We start from the raw sequence: 24,140 nt of genomic DNA, 5'->3' as shown, positions 1-24,140 counted from the left end.
CATCAGCTGGGAGATCACCTATGGGCAGGTCCGGGCAGTCTCACATCCTCGCCATCGGGGGCGGTTCCTTCCGCGCCTCACGACGGCAAGGGGTCATTGAGGCGAGCGCCCTGCTGCGGTACGCCCTCGACCTGACCGGCCAGGACCGCCCAAGACTCGGTCTGCTCGCCACCGCGACGGGTGACGACTCCCAGTGGTTGCTGAGCATGTACGGCGCGTTCCGGGCCTGGGACGTCGAGATCAGCCACCTGACCGTCTTCCCGATGCCCAACGTCGACGATCCGCGCGAGTGGATGCTGAGCCAGGACGTCATCTACGTCAGCGGCGGCAGCGTTGCCAACCTCGCGGCGCTGTGGCGGCTGCACGGCCTCGACGAGGCCTTCGAGGAGGCGTGGCGGGCGGGTGTGGTGCTGGCCGGGCAGAGCGCGGGGGCGCTGTGCTGGCACGTGGGCGGCAACACCGACTCCTTCGGGCCCGAGCTGCGGGTGTGGGCCGACGGCCTCGGGCTGCTGCCGTACTCGTGCGGCGTGCACTACAACTCCGAGCCGCAGCGTCGTGCGCTGCTGCACGAGTCGGTCGCCTCCGGTGAGCTGCCCGGTGGTTACGCCGCTGACGAGGGGGTGGCGCTGCACTACGTCGGCACCGAGTTCATCCAGGCCGTGAGCGTCGACCCGAAGGGTTACGCCTACCGGATCGAGCACGACGGGCAGGGCGGGGTCAAGGAGTTCCGCATCGAGCCTCGGCTTCTCACGACTTGAGCATGAGCGGGTCAACTACTCTTTAAGCGTGACTGAGCTGGCGATCGTTCGTCTTGGCGTTGACTTCCCCTATGAGCAGGCTTGGGATCTTCAGCGGCGCATTCACGCCCGGCGCGTGGCCGACGAGATTCCCGACACCTGTCTTCTCCTCGAACACGCTCCGGTCTACACGGCCGGCAAGCGCACCGCCGCGCACGAGCGGCCGACGGACGGCACCCCGGTCATCGACGTCGACCGGGGAGGCCGCATCACCTGGCACGGTCCAGGCCAGCTCGTCGGTTATCCGATCATCAAGCTCGGTGACCGGCTGGACGTCACCGCATACATGGGACTGCTGGAGGAGACCCTCATCCGGGTCTGCGCCGACTTCGGCGTGCAGGCGGGGCGGGTCGGGGGGCGCAGCGGCGTCTGGGTCGCCGGAGACCCCTCCCACGGCCTCCCCGACCGCCAGCTCGGCGCGATCGGCATCCGCGTCACCCGGGGGGTGACGATGCACGGCTTCGCGCTCAACTGCTCCAACGACCCGAGCTGGTACAACCGCATCGTCCCGTGCGGCATCAGCGACGCCGGGGTCTCCTCGCTGTCAGCGGAGACGGGCCGCAGGATCGTGGTCGACGAGGTCACGCCGTACGCCGAGAAACGCCTGGTGGAAGCCCTGGGCGCCCAGGCCTTCGACCTCCCGGAGGAAGACCTCTTCCGCCGCTGATCCCCCGGGACCCTCAACGCCGCCCCCAGGGGTTCGCCCGAGCCTTCCCCACCAAGCATGAGAACCGTCTCCTCCCGCTTTCCACGAGGAGCATCGGCTTGTGCCTTACCGGTGCCGTGCGCGAAGAGTGCCCGGCTTGGGCGCGTCGGTGCTTGGACCGAGGAACGCAGGAGCGAAGCGACGAAGAGACGAGGGAAGACACCGACCCGAAAGCGCCCGAGCCCGCGACGCCGCCAGGCGGAGCAAAGAGACCCGGCTTGGGCGCGTCGGTGCTTGGACCGAGGAACGCAGGAGCGAAGCGACGAAGAGACGAGGGAAAGCACCGACCCAGGGCGCCCAAGCCCGCGACGCCGAAGGCGGAGCAAAGAGACCCGGCTTGGGCGCGTCGGTGCTTGGACCGAGGAACGCAGGAGCGAAGCGACGAAGAGACGAGGGAAAGCACCGACTCAAAGGCGCCCAAGCCCGCGACGCCGCCAGGCGGAGCAAAGGGACAGGGACCCAACCCCGCGCGCGGCCTCCTTCCCGCTGGACATAAGCTGAACGATGTGACCGTTGCTCCTGAAGGCCGAAAGCTCCTCCGCCTGGAGGTGCGCAACAGCCAGACCCCCATCGAGCGTAAGCCCCCGTGGATCAAGACCCGGCTGAAGACCGGGCCGGAATACACCGAGCTCAAGTCACTGGTGAAACGCGAGGGGCTGCACACGGTTTGCGAGGAGGCAGGCTGTCCCAACATCTACGAGTGCTGGGAGGACCGGGAGGCCACCTTCCTGATCGGTGGCGACCAGTGCACCCGGCGCTGTGACTTCTGCCAGATCGACACCGGCAAACCCGCCGAGTACGACACCGACGAGCCTCGCAGGGTGGCCGAGTCGGTTCAGCAGATGGGCCTGCGGTACGCCACGGTGACCGGGGTGGCCCGTGACGACCTGCCGGACGGCGGTGCCTGGCTGTACGCCGAGACCGCGCGGCAGATCCACGCGCTGCTGCCGGGGTGCGGTGTCGAGCTGCTGGTGCCGGACTTCAACGGCGACCGGGGGCAGCTTGAGGAGGTCTTCTCCGCCAAGCCCGAGGTCTTCGCGCACAACATCGAGACCGTGCCGCGGATCTTCAAGCGGATCCGTCCTGCGTTCCGTTACGAGCGTTCCCTCGAAGTGATCACCAGGGGTCGTGAGGCCGGTCTGGTGACCAAGTCCAACCTGATCCTCGGCATGGGCGAGGAGCGGGAGGAGGTCGTGCAGGCCATGCGTGACCTGCACGAGGCCGGTTGTGACCTGCTGACCATCACCCAGTATCTCCGCCCGACCCCCCGCCACCACCCGGTGGACCGCTGGGTCAAGCCCCAGGAGTTCGTCGAGCTCCAGAAGGAGGCCGAGGAGATCGGCTTCGCCGGGGTCATGTCGGGTCCGCTGGTCCGCTCCTCCTACCGGGCGGGCCGTCTGTACCAGCAGGCCATCGAGGCCCGCAGGTACGCCTGACCGTCGTCGTCCGCGGGGCCCGGTGATCGTTCCCGGTCATCGGGACTCCCGTGGGACGGCAGGTCACGTTTTCATTTCTTGACCCCGGAATTTGTATCCTCAAGTCATGGCGAAGAAGCCCGAAGACCAAGAGCGCCCGGGGCGCATCAAGCAGCTCCGTATGATCGCGGGGATCATCAAGCAGGCGAACCCGAAGGGTATGCCGATCGTCTACGCGTCAGCGCTCGGCACGTTCGCGCTGTGCGTCGTGATCGGCCTGGTCACGGGCTCGATCTGGTATCTGATCTTCATCGGATTGATGCTGTCGCTGACCGTCGGCCTGGTGGTCTTCGGCCAGCTCGCCCAGCGCGCGCAGTACTCCATGTTGCACGGCCAGCCCGGCGCGGCCGCCGCGATCCTGCAGGGCATGCGTGGCACGTGGGAGGTCGCTCCCGCCGTCGCGGTCAACCGTGATCAGGACATCGTGCACCGCGTGGTCGGTTTTCCCGGTGTGATCCTCGTCTCCGAGGGGCCGGGTTCCCGGGTGCAGAAGATGCTGGTCGCGGAGAAGAAGCGTGTCCAGCGTGTCGCCCTGGACGTCCCCGTCTACGACATCCAGTCCGGTGACGGCGAGGGTCAGGTGCCCATCGCCAAGCTGCAGCGGCACCTGATGAAGCTGCCGAGGAACCTCAAGAAGCCCGCGGTCTACGAGGTCAACAACAGGCTCAAGGCCCTGCCGCAGACGTTGCCGATGCCCAAGGGCCCGCTGCCGCGCGGTGCGAAGATGCCCCGCCCCAAGATGCGCTGATGGACGTGGCGGGGATCGACCGGCGCCGGGTGGGCGCCGAGGAAACCTCGCGGGCCAACCGCGGCTGGTGGGACGGCGCCGCGGACGAGTACCAGGCCGAGCACGGCGGTTTCCTGCGTGACTGCGGGTTCGTCTGGTGCCCGGAGGGTCTGGACGAGGCCGACGCCCGGCTGCTGGGCGACGTCGCGGGCAGGGACGTGCTGGAGATCGGCTGTGGCGCGGGCCAGTGCGGGCGGTGGCTGACCGGGCAGGGGGCGCGGGTCGTCGCCTTCGACCTGTCGTTCCGGCAGCTTCAGCACTCTCACCGGATCGATCTGGACAGTGGTTCCGGGCTGCCGGTCGTCCAGGCCGACGCCGAGGCGCTGCCGTTCGCCGGCGAGTCGTTCGACCTCGCCTGTTCGGCCTTCGGCGCCCTGCCGTTCGTGGCCGATCCCGGTGCCGTCCTGTCCGAGGTCCGCCGGGTGCTGCGTCCGGGGGGCCTCCTGGTCTTCTCGGTGAGTCATCCGATCCGCTGGGCCTTCCCCGACGATCCGGGCCCCGCCGGACTGACCTCCGACCGGTCCTACTTCGACCGCTCGCCGTACGTGGAGGTCGGTGCGGACGGGAAGGCCTCCTACGTCGAGCATCACCGCACGATGGCCGACTGGGTGGGGCACATCGTCGCCTCCGGCCTGGTGCTGCGCGGGCTGACCGAGCCGGAGTGGCCGGTCGGTCACGAGCGTGAGTGGGGAGGCTGGAGCCCGCTGCGTGGCCGTCTGCTGCCGGGGACGGCCATCTTCACCTGCGTGCGGCCGTAACTCACATACGGACGACCACGGTCGCGGCGGCGCGGTCGTGCAGGCCCCGCTGGTCGCGGTCCCAGATCAGGGCGGGTACGGCCAGGCACAGCAGCACGGTTCGCACGAGGATCGAGGGGAACGGGGCGCGCCCGCCGTTGAGCGCGGCGATCCTGATGCCGGTCAGGCGCATGCCGAAGGTCATGCCCATGGTGCCCGCGAGCAGGAGGTATTCGGCGGCGAGCACCGCGACCGGAACCCAGCTCTGGTGGGTCGGGTCGATCCGCAGGAGTCCCTGGGTGATGGCCCAGGTGCAGATCAGCCAGTCGATCACCAGGGCGCCGATCCTGCGCCCGAATCCGGCGACCGATCCGCTGCCCTCCTGGGGCAGCCCGAGCCTTTCCCCCGGGTAGCCCAGGTCGACTCCGGCGGATCTGACGCCGCCGAGCCAGGTCTGGGTCCAACGGGGCTGCTGCCTGCTGTTCATGGTTCAACGGTATCCGCCCCCGTGGTCGCCCTCGAACTCCCCCAAACGACCGCATCGGCCATGCGATCGGTACATCATGGTCATGATCTTTTTCGCCCTCCCCTCCCGGAGCACCCCCAATGACTGACAACGACGACATCAACCGGCGCTTCGAGGCCCTGACCTCGCAGATCGAGCGCAAGGAGCGGCGGAGGATGGAGAAGGCGTGGTCTCACCTGCCGCGTTACAGGCGTCGCCGCGGGCGGCGGATCACCTTACTCGCGGCGTTCGTCCTCGTCGTGGCCGCCGGGCTGGTCGCCGTCTACCGGCCCGGGTGGGTCGCCCCGGTGGGCGAGGCCCTCTCCGCCCGTTTCCTTCAGGTGCGGGAGGACCACGGTGGCCCGGTTCCCGAGGAGACCGAGCCCGTCCCCGTCACCCCCGAGCCGGTCTCCCCGTTCGAGGGGTCTCCCGCCAAGGACTACGCCGAGGGTGTCAAGGGACTGACGTCGCCGAAGGCCCGGGCGACGGGCGGCCTGAGCCGCAAGGACGTCGCCACCGCCTTGAAGAGCACCCGGGACATGCTCGCGGCGACCCATCTCGACCGTAAGACTCTCGCGGGTGGCAGGCCGACGGCGCTGGCGAGGCTCCTCCCTGCGGAGCAGCGCGAGTGGTTCCTGAAGGACCTGGACAACAGGAAGCCGAAGAAGGGTCACTTCAACACCAGATACTGGGTCACCAGCCTGGCTCCCAAGGCCGCCGAACTGGCCACCGACGTGATCAAGGTCAACGGGCGGACGAAGTACGCCTCGTTCCATGAGGATGGCCGCACCGGGGCGAAGATCACCGTGAACTACCTGTTCGTCTACGCCGTACGACGGCCGGGGGAGACCGGGCGGGGCGAGCGGATCATCGTGCACAGCGTCGGCGAGGTGATCGCCTACCGGGAGAACGGCCGGCTGGTGGTGTGGCCCGTCAAGTGGAACGGCGGGGCCGTCACGGGTGCCCGCTGCGACGTCGACGACGGCTTCGTCCACCCGTACTACGAGGACTCCGTCCCCGACAAGGAGCTCTCCAAGGCCACCGGCGCCCCGGTCGACCCCTACGAGCTCGACCGGGAGCCGCGCGAGGAGGAGTGCACGCTCGCCTCCCGCACGTGAAAAGTCCGGCAAAGGAAGCGTTCATCCGCCCGGTACGGCCGCATTCCAGGACTAACGTGGGGCGATTCTCCTTAACACGGGTGAAACAAATGAGACACGGGGCGGTAACGGCTCAAGCCTACTTTCGAGCTGAAAGCTCGTCCCCCTTGGGAGGTTCGCGTGTTCAACTCCGCCGACGACGTCCTCAAGTTCATCAAGGACGAGGGGGTGCAGTTCGTCGATGTCAGGTTCACGGACCTGCCCGGGACGACTCACCACTTCACATTCCCCACGGAGAACTTCGGGGCGAACGTCTTCACCGACGGCCTCATGTTCGACGGCTCCTCGATCCGCGGCTTCCAGGCCATCCACGAGTCGGACATGCTGTTGCTGCCCGACCCCTCGACGGCCGTGCTCGACCCCTTTCGCCGGCACAAGACGCTCAACATCAACTTCTTCGTGCACGACCCGCTGACGGGTGAGGCCTACAGTCGCGACCCGCGCAACGTCGCCCGCAAGGCGGAGGAGTATCTCAAGGGGACCGGCATCGCCGACACGGTCTTCTTCGGCCCGGAGGCCGAGTTCTACATCTTCGACGACGTCCGCTTCGAGACCAGCGCGCACGCCAGCTACTACCACATCGACTCCATCGAGGGCGCCTGGAACACCGGCAAGGCCCAGGAGGGCGGCAACCTCGGCTACAAGCCGCGTTACAAGGGCGGCTACTTCCCGGTCCCCCCGATGGACCACTTCACCGACCTGCGTTCGGAGATGGTGCGCCGCCTCATCGAGGCGGGCATCCCGGTGGAGATGCAGCACCACGAGGTCGGCACCGCCGGGCAGGCCGAGATCGACTTCCGGTTCAACACGCTGCTCAAGGCCGCCGACACGATGATGCTCTACAAGTACATCGTCAAGAGCACGGCCATCGAGTACGGCCACACCGTCACCTTCATGCCCAAGCCGATCTTCGGCGACAACGGTTCCGGCATGCACTGCCACCAGTCGCTCTGGAAGGACGGCGCGCCGCTGTTCTACGACGAGGTCGGCTACGCGGGCCTGTCGGACACCGCCCGTTACTACATCGGCGGCCTGCTCAGGCACGCCCCGTCGCTGCTGGCCTTCACCAACCCGACGGTGAACTCCTACCACCGTCTGGTCCCCGGCTACGAGGCTCCGGTCAACCTGGTCTACTCCCAGCGCAACCGCTCGGCGTGCATCCGCATCCCGATCACGGGGTCCAACCCGAAGGCCAAGCGCATCGAGTTCCGGGTGCCCGACCCGTCCTGCAACCCGTACTTCGCCTTCGCCGCGCAGCTCATGGCCGGGATCGACGGCATCCGCAACAAGATCGAGCCGGTGGAGCCGGTGGACAAGGACCTCTATGAGCTTCCTCCGGAGGAGGCCCGCAGCATTCCGCAGGTTCCCGGTTCGCTCAGTGAGGTGCTCGACGCGCTGGAGGCCGACCACGACTACCTTCTCGAAGGCGGTGTGTTCACCCCGGACCTGATCGAGACCTGGATCTCCTACAAGCGTGAGAACGAGATCGACCCCATCCGCCTGCGTCCCCACCCCCACGAGTTCGAGCTTTACTACGATGTGTAGATAAGTGCCATGACCTGCGAAAACGCTGCTGTTTAAGGTCGCCGGGCGGCCTTTCACAGATGTTCCTCCCCGCACGGCGGGGAGGAACGTGTCATGCCCGCATGATCCGGGCGTGCAGGGCGTCGGGGTCGGGCACCAGGTCGCGGGCGGCCAGCCACGCGGCGGCGCACGCCGCGTCGCCCGCCGTCGTCACCGGGGCGTTCCAGCGCCGGGTCAGCCGGTCCCGTACGGCGTGGCCGAGCGGACCGTTTCCGGTCAGCAGGCTGCCCGCCAGGACGATCGGGCCGGTGTCCCCCGGCGCGCGTACCTTGGCGACGGTTTCGACCAGGTGGACGGCCGCCCGCGTGATCAGGTTCGTGGCGGTGGTGTCCCCGGCTTGCGCCGCGGCGGTGACGAGTGGCGCCAGCTCGGCGAGTGCCAGGGGCGCGCGGGCGTGGACCGCCCGTATCACCTCGTTCACCCGATCGGGGCCGGGTGGTGTCCCCACGGCTCCCAGCAGCCGTTCCACCACGGTCTCCGCCAGTGTTCCGTACGGGGGCACGCCGTGGCGCAGGGTGTCGAGCACGCTGCCGACCGCCTGCCGACCGAGCCAGAAGCCGGAGCCTGTGTCGCCGAGCAGCCAGCCGTAGCCGTCGGAGACGGCCGTGACCGACCGGTCCGCGAGGTGCGCGGCGATCGCCCCCGTCCCTGAGATCAGCACCGTTCCCGAGGGGGCCGCGGTTCCGGCGCTGAAGGCGATCTCGACGTCTCCCACCACGCGGGGTGAGACGCCGAGTCCCAGCGCGGCCCAGAGTTCGGTCAGGTCATCGGGAGAGGCGGAGGATCCGGCCACACCGGCGACCGCCGCGCGCACCGACGCCGGATCGTGGGCGCCCAGCGCCTGACGCACCGCCGAGGCGAGGTTCGAGCGGGCTACGGCCGCTCCGTGCGCGGTAGGGTTGCCGCCCCCGGAGCGGCCGTAGCCGACGGGGTCTCCATGGAGGGTGCGAACCGCACAGCGGGACGACGTGCCGCCCGCGTCGATGCCGAGAACCAGGTCCATGGCTCGACATCCTGGGGCTTGACGCGACCTTGGGGCGGTACCGACTCTCACCGACGTCCGCCCGAGGTGAAAGTCCGTCGGATCCAGGCGGAACCGAACCGCTCGCCCGAGGCGTTTCGCCGCTCCCGAAGGTCGTCGCGTCGAGGGAAACCGATCCCCTGCCGGGCGGCGGCCTGACCGTCCGAGCCTGATGCGCACGGCTCTCCACCGGCCAGGGCATCCGCCTCGGCCGGTTCGTCTGTTCCCGCGACGCCTCGCGGATTCCGCTGCCACATGCCGCCGGGTGTCGCGTAGAGTGCGATCTTGTCGTGCGCGCTTCGCCGTATTCGCGGCGGTTGCCGGGGTTCGCTCAATCAGGGGGACACGGTGTTCCGGTGGATGACCAGGACGGCCACGCCGGTGCCGTCCGATCCCGAGACCCGTGCGCGCGCGCACGGCAGCCGGATGCTCGCCGAGGCCCGTGAGGAGCTCAACCGGGCCGACGCCAAGGCACAGGTGCTGCTGGGTGTCGCGGGGGTGGGCATCGGCGCGGTCGCCGGTGGCCTGCTCGCGGGGAACTGGTCACCGCTGAGGCTGCACACGGCCCTGCAGTGGCTGTGGTGGGCGGGGGCGGGGTGCGCGTTGGCCGCCCTGTTCTGCCTGGCGAAAGCGGTGTACCCGCGCATCACCAGACGACCCCTCGGCATCACCTACTTCGGGGACGTCCGGCGCTACCGTTCCGCCGAGGAGATCGCCAAGGCGTTGCGCGACCGTACCGACGGCGACCTGATCGAACTGGCCGAGCAGATCAGGGCGGTCAGCGTGATCGTCCTGAGAAAGTATCTGCTCATCCGCTGGGGCTTCTGGCTGCTGCTGGCCTCCGTCGGGGCGACGGTCGGCTCCGCGGTGCTCCAGCTCGCCTTCTGACAGGTTCGCCCGATTGCCAAAGAGATGCATCCGACGTACGCGTCGCGCCAACGGCTTCAACGGGTGGATCACTCGGACAGAAGTGGCGGTACCGTAACGGAATGCCCCGGAAGCAGCCTGACGACCGCGATGGGCGGGAACGCCGGAGGGCCTCTCCACGATGGCCGATGCTCGCGATCGTGCTCATGGGGACCCTGCTGGTCTGCGGGGGGTCGGTGCCGGTTCTGCCCGCCCTGTTGAAGCGGGTGACCACCATCGCCTACGCGATCAAGGCCGGGCAGGAACAGCCCGGCTGGCGGGGTGGGCGGATCCCGTACTCCTGGGGCGGCGGCCACGACGAGGTTCCCGGGCCCTCCTTCGGCACCTGTACGGGCTACCGGGGATCGATCAGGCCGTGCCCGGCGACGACCACGCGGGGGCTCGACTGCTCGGGACTCGTCAGGTGGGTCTACTCGCTCGCCTACGGCGGGGACGTGCTCGGGCCCGGCAACACCGACGACCACATCCGGCGGCTGAGCAGGATTCCCGCTTCCGCGGCGCGCCCCGGTGACCTGGTGTTCTACGGCAGGCTCGGTGACCGGGTGAAGACCCACCACGTGGGCGTCTACGTCGGCGACGGCAAGATGATCAACGCGCTGCGAACCGGGACGAGGATCAGGATCGACCCGATCACCACCGTCAAGGATTTCGCCGGATATTTCCGCTATATGTAGAAATGCTCGCTCAAGCTCAAAGCTCCAGCAGGGCCGGGGCCAGCTCGCGCCACTGCCGGACGGGCAGGTCCTCCCCCGCCGACAGGACCTGGACGCAGACGTGGTCCGCGCCCGCGTCGAGATGCTCACGCACCCGTCCGGCGATGTCCCCGGCGTCCCCCCACGCCACCAGGGCCTCGACCAGCCGGTCACTGCCGCCCCCGGCCAGGTCGTCCTCCCCGAAGCCGAGCCGTTCGAGGTTCTCGACCTGGTGGCGCGCCTGGCCGTACCCGGCGACGAAGCCGCGGGCGATCTCGCGGGCGCGCTCGGGCCGGTCGAGGACGACCGTCTGCTCGACCGCGAGCAGCGCTCCCGGCCCCATGACCTGCCTGGCTCTGGCGGTGTGCTCGACCGGCACGAAGTAGGTGTGGGCACCTCGGGTGCGTTCGGCGGCGAGTTTGAGCATCCCGGGGCCGAGGGCGGCCAGGGCGCGGGGCGAGGGCTCGGCCGGCGCCGGGCTCTGCAGGGGCACCTGGTCCATCGCGTCCAGGTAGGCCCGCATGGTGGGCACGGGACGGCCGTGGTGCGGCAGGAGACCGGCGGGCTGGTCAACGGTGCGGTGCCCGCCGAGGCCCAGCAGGAAGCGGTCCGGGAAGGCCTCGGCGAGGGTGCGCTCCGCCGCGGCCATGGCGATCGGGTCCCGGAGGAAGACGTTGGCGATGCCGGTGGCGACGGCCAGCCGCCCGGTCGCCCCGAGCAGCAGCGCCGCCTGGGTGAGCGCCTCCCTGCCGAAGGCCTCACCGAACCAGATCGCGCCGTAGCCCAGCTCGTCCAGCTCGGCCACGGCCTCCCGCACCTCGGTCGCGGGCCTGCCGTCGAAGGCGAAGGTCCACACGCCGATACGCCCGAGATCCACACTCATGGGTCGCGCTCCCCCGAAGGATTTTTACCGGAGGCACTCTCCGGTTCACCCAACCATACGGAGGCACCCTCCATTTATCAACTCGAACGGCTGCCGCGGATGCCGGTGAGCCTGCGCAGGATGTCCCACCAGAAGGAGGCTCCGAACAGCAGGGCGAACACCGTGATCAGATAACCGGGCCAGTGGCCGATCGTGGTCAGACGGCTCCACCAGGCGCCGGCGTCGAAGGTGAAGGAGGGGCCGGAGTCGCCCGCGGGGATCGTCACGCTCATCACCGCGTGGTCGAAGATCTTGACCAGCGCCGGAGAGCTGAAGACCTCGGTCACACAGGAGTACGGCTCGACGGACCCCGCGACGGCGCACCTGTCCCTCAGGGAGTCCTTCAGCTCAGCCGTGCTCTCCCCACCGCCCGCGATGGCCGCGACCGCGGCCCGGTAGGCGTTGTCCCGCAGCAGGGTCTTGCCGTACTCCAGCGAGTCCATGCTGAACAGCAGGGTCAGCGCCACGGCCAGGGTGAAGACCACCCACTTGACGTAACGACGGTAGAGCCGCGACAGCCGCTGCATCTCCCCGTCGAACCAGTCCTCCACGCCCTTGCGGAACCTGCCCATGTCGCGCTGGGCACCCTCCCAGACACCCCTCAGGTGTCCGGCGAGCGGGCTGCGTACGGCCTCCAGCTTGGCGATCAGCCCCTCGACGCCCTCCTTCTCCGCGGCGACCAGTTCGAGCAGCGCCCAGGCGAACCGCTCTGGCGGGATGTCGGCGATGCTGGTCCTGGCACCCTCGGGACGGTCGATCTCCTGCAGGCGTTCGTAGAGCCGCTTGGTCATGTCGACCGCGGGCGCGGGCGCCTCCGTGGCGAGCACCACCTCGGGATCGACCGGCACGGGCTCCACCACCGGCGGCGCGGGCTCGGGATCGTGCACGGGCCTCGGATCGTGCCTGGAGAAGGGGAGCCGCGCGAAGACGTCGAGGACCTTCGACGGAATCCACGAGACGCCCTTGCCCCGCCCGCCGTCGAGCGTGTCACGAAGATAGGCCCACAGGAACTTGCTGCGGATGCCGAGCAGTCTCACGATGGCCTCGTTGACACCGCTCACCAGGAGCGACAGCAGCAGGAAGGCCAGCACCAGGCCGATGGCCAGGTCAACGTATACCGATATCACAGTAGATCACCCGCACCGTTGATACACGTCCGTCCCTGGAGGCGCAACAACATCACCGGAAACCGGTAAAACGCTCACTCGCCGTAGAACACGCGTTCCATGACCAGACGGGCGCGGCGGGTGACCCGGCGGTAGTCCTCGACGAGGTCCCCGCTGTCGTCGGGCGGATAGCCGAGGGTGCGGGAGATGAGGGCGCGTTCACGGACGTCGACCGGGATGGAGTCCGCGGCCCTGCCCCTGACCAGCATGATCGCGTCCCGGACGCGGGAGGCGAGCCGCCAGGCCCCGGCGAGCGCGGCCTCGTCCGCCTCGGAGAGCAGCCCTTCGGCGAGCGCGGCGCGCAGCGTCTCCAGGGTCCGGGTGGTCCGCAGCGACGGCAGCGGCCCCGCGTGACGCAGCTGCAGCAGCTGCGCGACCCACTCGACGTCCGACAGGCCTCCCCTGCCCAGTTTGGTGTGCAGGGCGGGATCGGCTCCCCGGGGCAGCCGTTCCGCCTCCATCCTGGCCTTCAGTTTGCGGATCTGCAGCACCGCCGCGTCGGGGATGCCCCCGGCCGGATAGCGCACCGGGTCGGCCAGGGCGAGGAACTCCGCGCCGAGCGCGGCGTCCCCGGCGGAGAGGCGGGCGCGCAGCAGCGCCTGGGACTCCCAGGGGGACGACCAGCGCCCGTAGTAGGCGGCGTAGGAGGCCAGTGTGCGCACCAGCGGCCCCTGACGGCCCTCGGGGCGCAGGTCGGGGTCGATGAGCAGCGGCGGGTCGGGGGCGGGCAGCGCCAGCAGGCGGCGCAGCTCGTTGGCGACCGCGAAGGCCGCCTCCGTCGCCTCCCGCTCCGCCGCCCCCTCCAGGGGCGAGTGCACGAACATCACGTCGGCGTCGCTGCCGTAGGAACATTCGAGGCCGCCGAGACGGCCCATCGCGATCACCGCGAACCTGGTGGGGAGCGGGGTTCGCCGCTCCATCTCGACCTTGCCGATCGCGGCGTCGAGCGCGGCCTGGACGGTCACGTCGTTCAGCGCCGACAACGCCTGCCCCACCCGCTCCACGTCGAGGAGCCCCGACAGGTCGGCGGCGGCCGTACGGACGTGTTCCCTGCGCCGCAGCCCGCGGGCGGCGGCGACCGCGCTCTCCGCCTCACCCGGGTAGCGCCCGACGGTGGCCCGCGCCTCGGCCAGCAGCGCCTCCGGGGGCCGGGGGGCCAGGTCGGCGTCCGAGCCGAACATCGCGACCGCCTCCGGGGCGTGCAGCAGCAGACCCGTCACGTAGCGGCTGGTGCCCAGCAGCCTGGCCAGGCGTGAGGCGACGGCGGTCTCGTCGCGCAGCAGCCGCAGGTACCACGGGGTCGCGCCGAGCCTGTCGGAGACCTGGCGGAAGCCGAGCAGGCCCGCGTCCGGGTCGGGGGCGTCGGCGAACCAGCCGAGCATGACCGGCAGCAGGGTCCGCTGGATCGCGGCCCGCCGGGAGACCCCGCTGGTCAGCGCGCTGATGTGGCGCAGCGCCCCGGCCGGGTCCGCGTAGCCGAGCGCCTCAAGACGGGCCTGCGCCGCGGAGGTCGAGAGCCGGTCCTCCGACTCGGGCAGCCGGGCCACGGCCTGCAGCAACGGCCGGTAGAACAGCTTCTCGTGCAGGCGCCTGACCTCCATCGCGTGCCGCCGCCACCGGACGGTGAACTCCCCGACCGGATCGACGGTCATGCCCAGCCCGCGCCCGAGCCGCCGCAGGTCGCCCTCCCCCTCCGGCACCACGTGGGTACGGCGCAGCCGGTAGAGCTGGATCAGGTGCTCGACCCGGCGCAGGAAGGTGTAGGCCTCGGCCAGCGCCCTGGCGTCGTCCCTGCCGACGTAGCCTCCCCTGGACAGCGCGGCCAGCGCGGGGAGCGTGGCGCGGCGGCGCAGCAGCGGGTCGAGGCGGCCGTGGACGAGCTGCAGCAGCTGCACCGCGAACTCGATGTCGCGCAGCCCGCCGGGCCCGAGCTTGATCTGACGATCCGCCTCGTCACCGCGCACGTGGGCCTCGACCCTGCGGCGCATCGCCTGCACGTCCTCGACGAACCGGTCCCTGGTGGCCGCCTGCCAGACCATCTCGTTCGTCATCGAGACGTACTGCTCGCCCAGTTCGAGGTCTCCCGCGACGGGGCGGGCCTTCAGCAGCGCCTGGAACTCCCACGTCTTGGCCCAGCGGCGGTAGTAGGCGCGGTGGCTGGCGAGGGTGCGCACCAGCGGCCCGGACCTGCCCTCCGGACGCAGCGCGGCGTCCACCTCCCACAGCGCCCCCTCGGGGGTGCCCGCCGAGCAGACGTGCATCATGCCCTGGGCCAGGCGGGTGGCCAGCCGGATGGCCTCGGTCTCCTCCGCGCCCTGGCGGGGTTCGGCCACGAAGACGACGTCCACGTCGCTGATGTAGTTGAGCTCCCGCGCCCCGCACTTGCCCATGCCGATGACGGCGAGCCGTACGGTTCCCGGGTCGGCGTGTTCGGCCCGGGCCACGGCCAGCGCCGCCTCAAGCGCGGCTCCCGCCAGGTCGGACAGCTCGGCGGCGACCTCCGCGAGCGAGGCCTGGCCCAGGACGTCACGGGCGGCCAGGCACAGCAGGCGGGCCCGGTAGGCAACCCGCAGCGCGACCAGGGTCTCGGTGCCGGTGACCGCCGCCCTGGGTTCGGGGTCCGCCGGGTCGGCGCCGACCGCCCGCAGCAGGCAGGCGCGGAGTTCGGGTGCGGCGGGACGCCTCAGGTCCCGCGCGCCGTCCAGCAGGTGCCGGTGTTCCGGGTGCCTGACCACGTGGTCGCCGAGCGCGGCGCTGACCCCGAAGACGCCCAGCAGGCGCGCCCGCAGGACGGGGTCGGCGGTGAGCGCCTCGACGGCCTCCTCGTCCCGTTCGGCCAGCCGGTTGAGCGAGGTCAGCGCCAGGTCGGGGTCGGCGGTCGCCACGAGGGAGTCGAGCAGCGGGTCGAGCAGGCCCGCCTCGCGCGCCGCCCGCGTGCCCAGTTCGCCGAACAGCCGGTCCGCCCTGGCCGCGTCGGCGAAACCGAGCCTGGCCATCCGTCCCGCGGTCGTCTCCATCCGGGGCACGGCGCTCACCCTCCCTCGTCCACGGTCACCGGGCACGGGTGTGGCCTTCCCCGATCACCGCCCCGTCATCCCCGCCCGGTACGGCCGCGCCGATCAGCCGGCGGCGTCCGTGCCTTCCCCGGCGGACTCCACGACGGCCGCGAAACGCCGGGCGAAGGTCCGCCAGGTCCGGGTCAGGTCCTCCTCGGCCGCCTTGACCCCCGCGTTGAGCTCCTCGACCGAGTGGCCGAGCCCGGTCAGGTGCTCGGCGGAGTGGCCGGTCCAGTCGGTGAAGACCTCGACATCCGCCTCCGGGTGGAACTGCACCCCCCAGGCCCTCTCGCCCAGGCGGTAGGCCTGGTTGGGGTAGGGATCGCCGACGGCGAGCGGCACGGCTCCCTCGGGCAGCCGGGTCACCGCGTCACCGTGGTACTGCACGGCGGGCACCGGGCCGAACCCGGTGAACAGGGGATCGTCGGCGGCGGCGGGGAGGGGGACGACCTCGGTGACGCCGACCTCAAGGCCGTGCTCACCGCGTTCGACGGAGCCGCCGCAGGCGAGCGCCATCAGCTGGGCGCCCAGGCAGACTCCCAGGGTCGGCACGCCGTTCTCGACGGAGGACCTGATCAGGGCGCGGGTCTCGGGCAGCCAGGGGAAGCGCTCGTCCTCCCAGGCCGCCGCCGTCCCGCCGAGCACGATCAGGCCGTCCCGCGCCCGCCGCGGGATCGGCTCTCCAAGGTGGGGGCGGACGACCTCGCACTCGGCGCCGCTGTCGGCCAGCCATCCGGCGAAGGCGCCCAGGCCCGCTCCGGCTTCGTTCTCGACGACGGTGATTCTCATGCCGCAATTATCGGCGAAAGCCGTACCAGACCCCATATCGGTCTTCAATGGGATACGGGGGTGCGGCCCCCGGTCCCGTACGACCTCAGGCGGAGGTGATCCAGACGGCCTTGGCGGCGGCGACCAGGGTGCCGTCGACCTCGTAGACGGCGCTCTCGCCGAAGAGCTTGCGGCCTTCGCGGCCCGTGGCGCGGGCGACGACGGAGTAGGTGCCGCCGGGGTAGACGCGCCGCTCGACCTTGGCGGTCAGCCTGCCGAGCAGGGCCGACTCACCGGGTCCGAAGTGGGCCCAGCCGGTAGCGCAGTCGAGGGCAGCCCAGACGAGCGCGTCGGGGACGACGCCGTCCTCGTCGGTGACGGTCATCGGCACCCGCCAGCCCGCGGCGACCAGCTCGCCGCCGGACACGGCGCCGGGGAAGATCCGCAGGCCGTCCCCCGGGTCGCGCAGGCCGCAGACGAAGCAGCCGGGGAAGGGGTGGCCGGTGATCCCGGCGAAACCGCTCTCAGCGCGGGCGGCCTCGTTGAAGGGCACGAAGTCGGGGGCGTTGAGCCGCTCGGCGACCGGGATGGCCTCGACAAGCAGGGTCTCCCCGTCGGTGAGGGTCGCGCTGTTGGCCAGGTGCCGCAGGGAGAGCTCGGTCTCCAGCGGTGTGGGGGCATGCAGTGTGACCTCGACGGCCGAGTCGTGCCGGGCGCCGTGCGACGCCTGGGAGACCGTACCCGCGATCCATCCGCCGTTCGCTGAGCCCTCGGGCCCACGGAAACGCGCCGGGACGGTCACCACGGTCTGCAGCTCGGCAGCCGTTGTCATACGGCACCTCCTAATCGCCCTTTACGGCGATTTGTCCTCGAAAAATCCCTATAAATGGACCGACTGATTTTACCGGAGCCGCCACGGGACCGGCGAACCAGGTGACGGTGACGAGCGGATCAACGGCGCCTTGCCACCCGCCGTCCTGAGGGGAACCGCGGGGGGCGCGTCCTTGCCGACGAGTCTTTCGGGGACGGCCCGCCGGTCGTCGCCGCGAAACCTCGCCCGGCCCGCGCCCCGCGGACCGGCCGGTCGCGGGCACGCCGAAGCAGCCCGCATGATCGGGGGTCACAGGGTACGGGCGCCGGAACCGCCCGCGCGCTTGAACTCTACCGCGCCCGGGACGCCCCCGCGTGAGGCAGGTGGGGTACGGCCCCCTGCCGCACCCCGGAGACCGTCACAGCACCGGAAGGTAACGGCCGAGTTCGAACTCGGTGACCTGGCGGCGGTACTCGCTCCACTCGGCGCGCTTGTTGCGCAGAAAGTAGTCGAAGACGTGCTCGCCCAGGGTCTCGGCGACCAGTTCGCTGCGCTCCATCACGGCGATGGCCTCGTCGAGCGACTGCGGCAGCGGCTGGATGCCCAGCGCCCGGCGCTCGGCCGAGGTCAGCGCCCAGACGTCGTCCTCGGCGCCGGGAGGCATCTCGTATCCCTGCTCGATGCCCTTCAGGCCCGCCGCGAGGATCACCGCGAAGGCGAGGTAGGGGTTGCAGGCCGAGTCGAGCGAGCGGAACTCGATGCGGGTCGAGCCGCTCTTGTGGGGCTTGTACATCGGCACCCTGACCAGGGCGGAGCGGTTGTTGTGCCCCCAGGAGATGTAGCTCGGCGCCTCGCCGCCCGCCCCGGCGATGGCCTCGGCTCCGCCCCACAGCCGCTTGTAGGAGTTGACCCACTGGTTGCAGACGGCGGTGATCTCGGCGGCGTGCGCGAGCAGCCCGCCGATGAAGGACCGGCCGACCTTGGAGAGCTGGTAGTCGGCCCCCGGCTCGTAGAAGGCGTTGCGGTCTCCCTCGAACAGCGACATGTGGGTGTGCATGCCGGAGCCGGGGTGCTCGGTGAACGGCTTGGGCATGAAGCTCGCCCAGATGCCCTGCTCCAGCGCGACCTCCTTCATGACCAGCCGGAAGGTCATGATGTTGTCGGCCGTGGTGAGCGCGTCGGCGTAGCGCAGGTCGATCTCCTGCTGACCGGGGGCGCCCTCGTGGTGGCTGTACTCGACCGAGATGCCCATCGACTCCAGCATCATGATCGCGCTGCGCCGGAAGTCGTGTCCCGAGCTGTGCGGGGTGTGGTCGAAGTAGCCGCCGTCGTCGATCGGCTCGGGCCGCCTGCCCGCCTCCGGCCTGTCCTTCAGCAGGAAGAACTCGACCTCGGGGTGGGTGTAGAAGCTGAAGCCCATGTCGGAGGCCTTCGCCAGGGTCCGCTTGAGCACCCAGCGCGGGTCGGCGTGCGACGGTGAGCCGTCCGGCATGAGGATGTCGCAGAACATCCTGGCCACACCGGGTGTCTCGCTGCGCCAGGGCAGGATCTGGAAGGTCGAGGGGTCGGGCTTGGCGAGCATGTCCGACTCGTAGACGCGGGCGAAGCCCTCGATCGCCGAGCCGTCGAAGCCGATGCCCTCCGCGAAGGCCCCCTCAAGCTCGGCGGGGGCGATGGCGACCGACTTCAGGAACCCGAGCACGTCGGTGAACCACAACCGGATGAACCGGATGTCGCGCTCCTCAAGGGTACGGAGAACGAACTCCTGCTGGCGGTCCAAAGCCTCTCTCCTCCACTGCCGAGGCCGACACGGTGCACGTCTGCGGGCACACGCCTGGCCTTCTACCAGTCTGCCCGCTCAGTGTTTCGGACACGTTACGGAGAAGGCGGCGAGACGCCGTTTCGCCCCTTTCCTGCCCTTCCTGTGTCACCCGTTGTGTCCCTTCGTGTCCCCGCCCCCGCCGTACGGCCCCGCGGAGGCGGCGAGAGGTCGCCGCGAGAGCGGGACACGCCCGGCGCGAGAGGTACTGGAACCTGCGGTGACCAGGCGAAACAATGCGGGCCACCGGCCCGCGCGCACCGGCGGGCCGGGATCGGGGACACCGTACGGCCGATCATCCGAACGGCCGTCCCGATAGCCCGCGGCGGCCGCGCCACGGCGAGGTGGGACACCCCGGGCCGTGACGGGCTCCCGGCTCCGCCCTCCGGCGGCCCTGCCCTCGCACACCACGTCCCGCCGACGTCCTTCTGGGGGAGAACGATGCGTACCCGGCTCAACGCTCCACGGGGGGCGGTCCCGCCCGGAGTCCCGCTCAGAGAACGGCTGGCGGCGCTGTCCGCGCCCTGCCCCATGCACCCGTCCGCGCACCGGATCGAGGCGGCGGTCATCGACTGGGCGCGCAGGACCGGCCTGGACGCCGACCCCGCGGAGGAGGTCCACCGGCTGGCCGGGCGGGCGTTCGCCCGGCACGACACCGGCACGGCCACGCTGTTCGCCCGCTGGCTGACCCTGCTGACCCGGCTGCGCCGCCAACCCGCGGCTCTTCCCGGGGTGCTCGCGGTCGCCGGGGGCGGCGAGCCGGGGCACGCTCCGGTCGAACGGGCCTTCGCCGACCTGTGGGGGTCCTGCGCTCCCGGGATGAGCCGGAGGTGGCGCGAGCGGTTCGTCTCGGGACTCGCCGTACCGGCCGGGGCGGGGTTCGGGCGGCAGCTGCTGGACCTGGCCGAACCGTGTCTCGGGGTCGAGGTGCCCGCCACGCTCCAGGAGAGCCGCCGATGGCGCGCGGCGACCGAGGCGGGCGGTGACGTGGTGACCTGGTGTGACGCCCTGCTGACTGGTCGCCTGCCGGTCATGGCCGCCCCGTCCTCTCCGCCCGTTCCTCCGGTTCCCGCCGCGCGGGCGGAGGCCTTCCCGCAGGGCGCCCAGGCCCGGGCGGTCGACCGCGTGGTCGAGCGCATGGAGGAGTTGTGGGCCGCCGCCCGCGTCCTGCCCCCGCTCGTCGGACGCCACGGCCTCGGCCTGGACGCCTCCCGTGAGGTGATCCAGGTGGCCTGTGCCTTCTTGACGATTCCAAGGGCTTACCTGGAGGGACTTCTGGAATCCCGTCGCTATCGTCACCTAGAGTAACCGCCTGTGTCCCACAAGTAACGTGGAGGTGTAGGATGAGCACAGAGCTTCTCAAGAGCAGGTTGGATCATGCCTTCGGGCAACTGGACGCCGATGGCAACGGGCGGGTCGAGCGTGACGACCTACTCGGCCTGGGTGCCCTGATCCTGGTCGGTTTCGGCGAGTCGCCGACCTCGGCCGCGGGCAGCAAACTGGTCGACGGGTTCGAGTCGGTCTGGCGAGCCCTCTCCGGTGAGGTCGGCGACGGCGCCATCTCCCCGGAGGAGTTCAGAACCGGCATGTCCTCGGTCCTTTCCGAGGACGCGCGGTTCGACGCGGTGCTCCGCCCCGCCGCGGAGGCGGTCGCGGAGATGTGCGACACCGACGGCGACGGTGTCGTCGAGGCAGCCGAGCTCCGGCTTCTGCTGAGCGCGTTCGGCGCCCCGTGCGGTGAGGCGGAAACCGCCTTCGAGCGGCTGGAGCACGAGCGCGGGGTCTCGGTCGGCGAGCTGGTCGAGGCGACCAGGGCCTACTACACGCTCCCCTCCCGGCCCGGCGGTTCGCTGTAGTGTCCGTCATCGACACGGCGACCAGGACCGGTGGACGGGCCTCCTCGGTCGCCGCGGCTCTGCTGCTGCCCCTCGTCGACCGGGTTCCGGTCATGGCCGCCCCGTGCCGCATGCACGCCTCGATCGACCGGATCACGGCCTCACTGGCGGACTGGACCCGCGAGATCGGGCTTGAGACTCCCGTGCTCGCGCGCTTCGACCGGATGGCGGGCCGCGCCTTCGCCGGGTTCGGCACCGAGTCGACACTCCTGTTCGCCAAATGGCTGACCTGGCTGTTCCACTTCGACGACGAGTGGGACGAGAAACCCGCCGGGCGGGCGGCCGGGATCGTGGAGGCCACCTTCTCCCGTCTGGTCCGCCACACCGCGGAGGCCGTCCACGGTGAGACGCAGGCGGCCAGAACGGCCATGACGGCGTCGCTCACCGCCGCACGGCCGAGGCCTTCGGCACCGGTCATGACGCGGATCCCGTCCCCGCTCCCGGTCAGGACGCCGAGGCCGGAGGGGGTCTCCCCGGTCGAGGCGGCCTTCCGCGACCTGTGGGGGGCGACCGCCCCCAGGATGAGCCGCCGCTGGCGGGAACGTTTCGCCCACGGGCTGGCGGCCCAGGGAGTGGCGTGCCGTACCGAGGCGGAGAACCGGTGCGCGGGGCGGGTGCCCTCGATCACGGAGTACCCCGTGCTGCGCAGGGGAACGGTCGGCCCCTACCTGTTCGACCTGGTCGAACCGTGCCTGGGGGTCGAGGTCCCGGCCGAGCTGCGGGAGTGCCGGACCTGGCGGACGCTGGTCGACGCCTGCAACGACGTCACCGCCTGGTGCAACGACGTCGCCTCGCACCACAAGGAGCGGGCCAACGGTGACGTGCACAACTACGTGATGGTCGCCGCGCACGCCTTCGGCCTGTCCGACGCCGAGGCCGTGGCCTGGGTGAACGACCGGATCGCCGAGCGCTCCGAGGACCTGCGGGCCGCCGCGCGCCGGCTGCCCGGACTGTTCGACGAGTTCGGGCTCACACCCGTCGAGGCGAGGAACGCCAGCAAGGTCGCCTGCGCCTTCCTCACCGCGCCCAGGGCCCAGCTCGAATGGCTCCTTGAGTCAGAGAGATACGACGTCACGGCGTGAGGTTCGCGCCGCCCTCGCCCGCGTCCGCACCCGCGTGGCGAAAGGCGGCCTTCCCCTCACCCGGCGCGCCGGGGCGTGAAGGTGAGGTTCTCACGTTGATCATTGGTTGATTCTTTTGTGGTTCGTGCCGGTTAAGGTCCTTTTGAGCACGACATGGAAGGGCCGAGGCGATGCGCGGGCTGAGCCGGGTTTTCCCGACGGTGACGCCCGTCAGGGCGCGGATCTCGGCGGTACTGATCGCCGCCGTCTCCGTGGCCATGGAATGGGGCAACATCTGGGTGACGGCGCAACTGCCGCAGCCCTCCTACACGCCACTGCCGTTCGCGCCCGAGGACGTCACGGGCAGTGCCTTCCCGATCTTCGGGGCGCTGCTGGTGTTCCAGCGGCCCCGGCTGATGATCGGCTGGCTGCTGTGCCTGGGCGGGCTGTGCTCGGCGCTGAACAGCCTGACGACGAACCTCGCGCTGCTGAACGCGGTCGGGCACCTCGGCCTTCCCGAGCAGATCTGGACGGTCGCCGGTGTGAGCGGGAAGCTCACGATCCTGCAGCTGGGTGTGCTGCTGCCGCTGCTGTACCCGGACGGGCGTCTGCCCTCCCGCCGCTGGCGGCCGCTGATCTGGTTCACCGTCGTCGTGCTGACCGTCGACACGCTGCGCGCCGAGTTCCTGATCCCTCAGACACGGGACCGTTCCACCTTCCCCTGGCAGGCCCATCTGCTGATGGAGTACCTCGGCAACGTGGCGATGGTCCTGGCCTTCGTCTCGCTGGCCGTACGGTTCCGGCGGGCGGGGCTGGAGGAGCGCAGGCAGATCCTGTGGCCGCTGCTGGCGATGGCCACCGTGATCATCCCCTGGGTGGTCGGCAACCCCCTGTGGTGGCTGACCTCGTTCACGGTCCTGCTCATCCCCGCCGCGATCACCTTCTCCGTGCTGCGCCACCGGCTCTACGGCATCGACACACTGGTCACCCGGACGCTGGTCGGCGCGGGACTGGTCGGTGTGATCGGCGGCGTCTACATGGCGGCGGGCGCGGCCTCCAGCCTGTTCCTGTCCGACGTCTACCCGGTCGGCGGACTGCTCGCCGCGCTCTGCGCCGGGGCGTTCTTCCATCCGCTGCGCCGTCTGCTGCAACGCGGCGCGGACAACCTGCTCTACGGCAGCAGGGGCGACCCGGTGGCGCTGGCCGAGGGGCTACGGCGGCGCCTGCAGCGTGTCGATCCCGCCGGCGGGCTGGTCGCCGCGCTGGAGGTGCTCCGGGAGGGCCTGGCGGTGACCGGGGTCGCGGTGCGCTTCCCGGGCGGCGGGCCCGCGGAGGTGACGGTCGGCGAGCTGCGGGAGGTGGTGCGCGACGTCGAGCTGGTCTGGCACGGCGGGCACGTCGGCGACCTGCTGATCGGACCGCCCGGAGCCAGGCGGCTGCCCGCCGCGCACAACGGACGGGTGATCGCCGCGCTCACGCCATACGTGGCCGACGCCGCCCACGCGGTCAGGCTGGTCGGCGCGCTGCGGCGCTCCCGCGAGCGGATCGTCGCCACCCGGGAGGAGGAGCGCCGCCGCCTGCGGCGGGACCTGCACGACGGGCTCGGCCAGTCGCTCAGCGGGATGGCCATGTCCATCACCATGGCCAGGCATTCGCTGCGCACCTCCCCCGAGGCCGCCGAACGCGTGCTCAGCGACCTTCGCTCCGGCATGGACGCGGTGACCAGCGACATCAGGCACCTGGTCTACGGCCTGCGCCCGCCCGCCCTGGACGACCTCGGGCTCGCCGGGGCCGTCAGGCAGATGGCGGGCCCCGGGGTCGAGGTGAGCGGGGAACCGGCCGGGCTGCCCGCCGCGGTCGAGGTCGCCGCCTACCGGATCGTCCAGGAGGCGCTCACCAACGTCCGCAAGCACGCCGGGGCCCAGGTGGTGCGGGTCGTCCTCGAACGGGTCGCACCGGACCGGGACGGGCAAGAGCACCTGAACGTCAGGGTGAGCGACGACGGCATCGGCCTGCCCGCGAGCAGGCGCTCCGGGGTCGGACTCTCGTCGATGCGGGAGAGGGCCGCCGAACTCGGCGGCACCTGCGTGATCACCTCACCGCCGGAGGGCGGGACGGTGGTCGAGGCGGTGCTCCCGTTGAACGCGAACGCGGAGACCTGATCTTTGGTGATTTCTCACAGGATGCGAACGATGGTGGGTATTACCGTATGACGTTAGCCCTGCTAGCCCTACGCTTACCCTGCGATGCTGAT

The 24,140-nt window shown here is 70.7% G+C and carries 21 protein-coding genes; 13 read left to right on the top strand and 8 right to left on the bottom strand.

All coding sequences use genetic code 11. From position 1 onward, the window contains the following. Positions 1-20 precede the first annotated feature (20 nt). The 5 genes from ABT340_RS02255 (at position 21) to ABT340_RS02235 (ending at position 4,523) form a co-directional block, all read left to right on the top strand. On the top strand, positions 21-758 hold the full coding sequence (locus tag ABT340_RS02255) for a Type 1 glutamine amidotransferase-like domain-containing protein (protein WP_352008812.1): 738 nt from the start codon (positions 21-23) through the stop codon (positions 756-758). A gap of 28 nt (positions 759-786) precedes the next feature. After that, positions 787-1,464 (top strand): lipoyl(octanoyl) transferase LipB, encoded by a 678-nt coding sequence (lipB, locus tag ABT340_RS02250; RefSeq protein WP_352008811.1) that lies wholly within the window; start codon positions 787-789, stop codon positions 1,462-1,464. 545 nt (positions 1,465-2,009) lie between these two features. Then, positions 2,010-2,939: a lipoyl synthase gene (gene lipA, locus ABT340_RS02245; RefSeq protein ID WP_352008810.1), complete on the top strand. Its 930-nt coding sequence runs from the start codon at positions 2,010-2,012 to the stop codon at positions 2,937-2,939. Between the two features lie 106 nt (positions 2,940-3,045). Further along, the gene (locus ABT340_RS02240; RefSeq protein ID WP_352008809.1) at positions 3,046-3,726 is read left to right on the top strand and encodes a DUF4191 domain-containing protein; all 681 of its coding nucleotides are present in this window, start codon (positions 3,046-3,048) and stop codon (positions 3,724-3,726) included. Then, positions 3,726-4,523 carry a class I SAM-dependent methyltransferase gene (locus ABT340_RS02235; protein ID WP_352008808.1) on the top strand — a complete coding sequence of 266 codons (798 nt, stop codon included), beginning with the start codon at positions 3,726-3,728 and terminating at the stop codon, positions 4,521-4,523. The genes ABT340_RS02240 and ABT340_RS02235 overlap by 1 nt, the downstream gene beginning before the upstream one ends. Before the next feature lies 1 nt (position 4,524). Here ABT340_RS02235 and ABT340_RS02230 read toward each other — a convergent pair whose 3' ends face one another. Next, positions 4,525-4,989: an RDD family protein gene (locus tag ABT340_RS02230; RefSeq protein WP_352008807.1), complete on the bottom strand. Its 465-nt coding sequence runs from the start codon at positions 4,987-4,989 to the stop codon at positions 4,525-4,527. A gap of 119 nt (positions 4,990-5,108) precedes the next feature. Here ABT340_RS02230 and ABT340_RS02225 point away from each other — a divergent pair, with 119 nt between their 5' ends. Both ABT340_RS02225 and glnA read left to right on the top strand, forming a co-directional pair. Then, positions 5,109-6,125 carry a hypothetical protein gene (locus ABT340_RS02225; RefSeq protein WP_352008806.1) on the top strand — a complete coding sequence of 339 codons (1,017 nt, stop codon included), beginning with the start codon at positions 5,109-5,111 and terminating at the stop codon, positions 6,123-6,125. Between the two features lie 159 nt (positions 6,126-6,284). Continuing rightward, a complete protein-coding gene (glnA, locus tag ABT340_RS02220; RefSeq protein ID WP_352008805.1) occupies positions 6,285-7,709 on the top strand; it encodes a type I glutamate--ammonia ligase in 1,425 nt (474 codons plus the stop codon). Positions 7,710-7,800: 91 nt separating this feature from the next. On the opposite strand, the gene ABT340_RS02215 is transcribed toward glnA, so the two are convergent. Further along, positions 7,801-8,751: an N-acetylglucosamine kinase gene (locus ABT340_RS02215; RefSeq protein WP_352008804.1), complete on the bottom strand. Its 951-nt coding sequence runs from the start codon at positions 8,749-8,751 to the stop codon at positions 7,801-7,803. A gap of 366 nt (positions 8,752-9,117) precedes the next feature. On the opposite strand from ABT340_RS02215, the gene ABT340_RS02210 reads away from it, so the two are divergent. Together ABT340_RS02210 and ABT340_RS02205 are read left to right on the top strand one after the other, a co-directional pair. Next, on the top strand, positions 9,118-9,657 hold the full coding sequence (locus ABT340_RS02210; RefSeq protein WP_352008803.1) for a Pycsar system effector family protein: 540 nt from the start codon (positions 9,118-9,120) through the stop codon (positions 9,655-9,657). Positions 9,658-9,758: 101 nt separating this feature from the next. After that, positions 9,759-10,370, top strand: a complete 612-nt coding sequence (locus tag ABT340_RS02205; RefSeq protein ID WP_352008802.1) for a C40 family peptidase — start codon at positions 9,759-9,761, stop codon at positions 10,368-10,370. A gap of 16 nt (positions 10,371-10,386) precedes the next feature. Here the strand turns inward: ABT340_RS02205 and ABT340_RS02200 are convergent, their stop codons facing one another. From ABT340_RS02200 to glnA2, 6 genes are all read right to left on the bottom strand, one after another. Further along, positions 10,387-11,271, bottom strand: coding sequence for a TIGR03620 family F420-dependent LLM class oxidoreductase (locus ABT340_RS02200; RefSeq protein ID WP_352008801.1), 885 nt, complete (start codon positions 11,269-11,271; stop codon positions 10,387-10,389). 77 nt (positions 11,272-11,348) lie between these two features. Next, a complete protein-coding gene (locus tag ABT340_RS02195) occupies positions 11,349-12,437 on the bottom strand; it encodes a hypothetical protein (RefSeq protein ID WP_352008800.1) in 1,089 nt (362 codons plus the stop codon). A 74-nt stretch (positions 12,438-12,511) separates the two neighbouring features. After that, complete coding sequence (locus tag ABT340_RS02190) at positions 12,512-15,493, bottom strand: bifunctional [glutamine synthetase] adenylyltransferase/[glutamine synthetase]-adenylyl-L-tyrosine phosphorylase (protein WP_352009450.1); 2,982 nt, start codon at positions 15,491-15,493, stop codon at positions 12,512-12,514. A 102-nt stretch (positions 15,494-15,595) separates the two neighbouring features. After that, positions 15,596-16,321, bottom strand: a complete 726-nt coding sequence (locus ABT340_RS02185) for a type 1 glutamine amidotransferase (protein ID WP_352008799.1) — start codon at positions 16,319-16,321, stop codon at positions 15,596-15,598. An 85-nt stretch (positions 16,322-16,406) separates the two neighbouring features. Then, a complete protein-coding gene (locus tag ABT340_RS02180; protein WP_352008798.1) occupies positions 16,407-17,132 on the bottom strand; it encodes a hotdog fold domain-containing protein in 726 nt (241 codons plus the stop codon). Between the two features lie 397 nt (positions 17,133-17,529). Further along, entirely contained in the window at positions 17,530-18,891 is a 1,362-nt protein-coding gene (glnA2, locus tag ABT340_RS02175) for a gamma-glutamylpolyamine synthetase GlnA2 (protein ID WP_352008797.1), read from the bottom strand. A 480-nt stretch (positions 18,892-19,371) separates the two neighbouring features. On the opposite strand from glnA2, the gene ABT340_RS02170 reads away from it, so the two are divergent. The 4 genes from ABT340_RS02170 (at position 19,372) to ABT340_RS02155 (ending at position 24,048) form a co-directional block, all read left to right on the top strand. After that, positions 19,372-20,238 carry a hypothetical protein gene (locus ABT340_RS02170; RefSeq protein ID WP_352008796.1) on the top strand — a complete coding sequence of 289 codons (867 nt, stop codon included), beginning with the start codon at positions 19,372-19,374 and terminating at the stop codon, positions 20,236-20,238. Between the two features lie 35 nt (positions 20,239-20,273). Then, positions 20,274-20,786: an EF-hand domain-containing protein gene (locus ABT340_RS02165; RefSeq protein WP_352008795.1), complete on the top strand. Its 513-nt coding sequence runs from the start codon at positions 20,274-20,276 to the stop codon at positions 20,784-20,786. Continuing rightward, on the top strand, positions 20,786-21,907 hold the full coding sequence (locus ABT340_RS02160) for a terpene synthase family protein (RefSeq protein WP_352008794.1): 1,122 nt from the start codon (positions 20,786-20,788) through the stop codon (positions 21,905-21,907). Before ABT340_RS02165 ends, ABT340_RS02160 begins: the two co-directional genes overlap by 1 nt. Positions 21,908-22,077: 170 nt before the next feature. Then, positions 22,078-24,048: a sensor histidine kinase gene (locus ABT340_RS02155; protein WP_352008793.1), complete on the top strand. Its 1,971-nt coding sequence runs from the start codon at positions 22,078-22,080 to the stop codon at positions 24,046-24,048. Positions 24,049-24,140: the final 92 nt, after the last annotated feature.

It is taken from the genome of Streptosporangium sp. NPDC000239 (assembly GCF_040300765.1).
In the GTDB taxonomy this organism is placed as follows: domain Bacteria; phylum Actinomycetota; class Actinomycetes; order Streptosporangiales; family Streptosporangiaceae; genus Streptosporangium.
This window is presented reverse-complemented; position numbering and strand designations above follow the sequence as displayed.

Excerpts from the sequence above, each read along its gene's own strand:
- ABT340_RS02255 (WP_352008812.1), top strand. The coding sequence starts at position 21 with ATGGGCAGGTCCGGGCAGTCTCACATCCTCGCCATCGGGGGCGGTTCC.
- ABT340_RS02240 (WP_352008809.1), top strand. The coding sequence starts at position 3,046 with ATGGCGAAGAAGCCCGAAGACCAAGAGCGCCCGGGGCGCATCAAGCAG.
- ABT340_RS02235 (WP_352008808.1), top strand. The coding sequence starts at position 3,726 with ATGGACGTGGCGGGGATCGACCGGCGCCGGGTGGGCGCCGAGGAAACC.
- ABT340_RS02230 (WP_352008807.1), bottom strand. The coding sequence starts at position 4,989 with ATGAACAGCAGGCAGCAGCCCCGTTGGACCCAGACCTGGCTCGGCGGC.
- ABT340_RS02225 (WP_352008806.1), top strand. The coding sequence starts at position 5,109 with ATGACTGACAACGACGACATCAACCGGCGCTTCGAGGCCCTGACCTCG.
- ABT340_RS02215 (WP_352008804.1), bottom strand. The coding sequence starts at position 8,751 with ATGGACCTGGTTCTCGGCATCGACGCGGGCGGCACGTCGTCCCGCTGT.
- ABT340_RS02205 (WP_352008802.1), top strand. The coding sequence starts at position 9,759 with ATGCCCCGGAAGCAGCCTGACGACCGCGATGGGCGGGAACGCCGGAGG.
- ABT340_RS02200 (WP_352008801.1), bottom strand. The coding sequence starts at position 11,271 with ATGAGTGTGGATCTCGGGCGTATCGGCGTGTGGACCTTCGCCTTCGAC.
- ABT340_RS02190 (WP_352009450.1), bottom strand. The coding sequence starts at position 15,493 with ATGGAGACGACCGCGGGACGGATGGCCAGGCTCGGTTTCGCCGACGCG.
- ABT340_RS02185 (WP_352008799.1), bottom strand. The coding sequence starts at position 16,321 with ATGAGAATCACCGTCGTCGAGAACGAAGCCGGAGCGGGCCTGGGCGCC.
- ABT340_RS02180 (WP_352008798.1), bottom strand. The coding sequence starts at position 17,132 with ATGACAACGGCTGCCGAGCTGCAGACCGTGGTGACCGTCCCGGCGCGT.
- ABT340_RS02170 (WP_352008796.1), top strand. The coding sequence starts at position 19,372 with ATGCGTACCCGGCTCAACGCTCCACGGGGGGCGGTCCCGCCCGGAGTC.
- ABT340_RS02165 (WP_352008795.1), top strand. The coding sequence starts at position 20,274 with ATGAGCACAGAGCTTCTCAAGAGCAGGTTGGATCATGCCTTCGGGCAA.
- ABT340_RS02155 (WP_352008793.1), top strand. The coding sequence starts at position 22,078 with ATGCGCGGGCTGAGCCGGGTTTTCCCGACGGTGACGCCCGTCAGGGCG.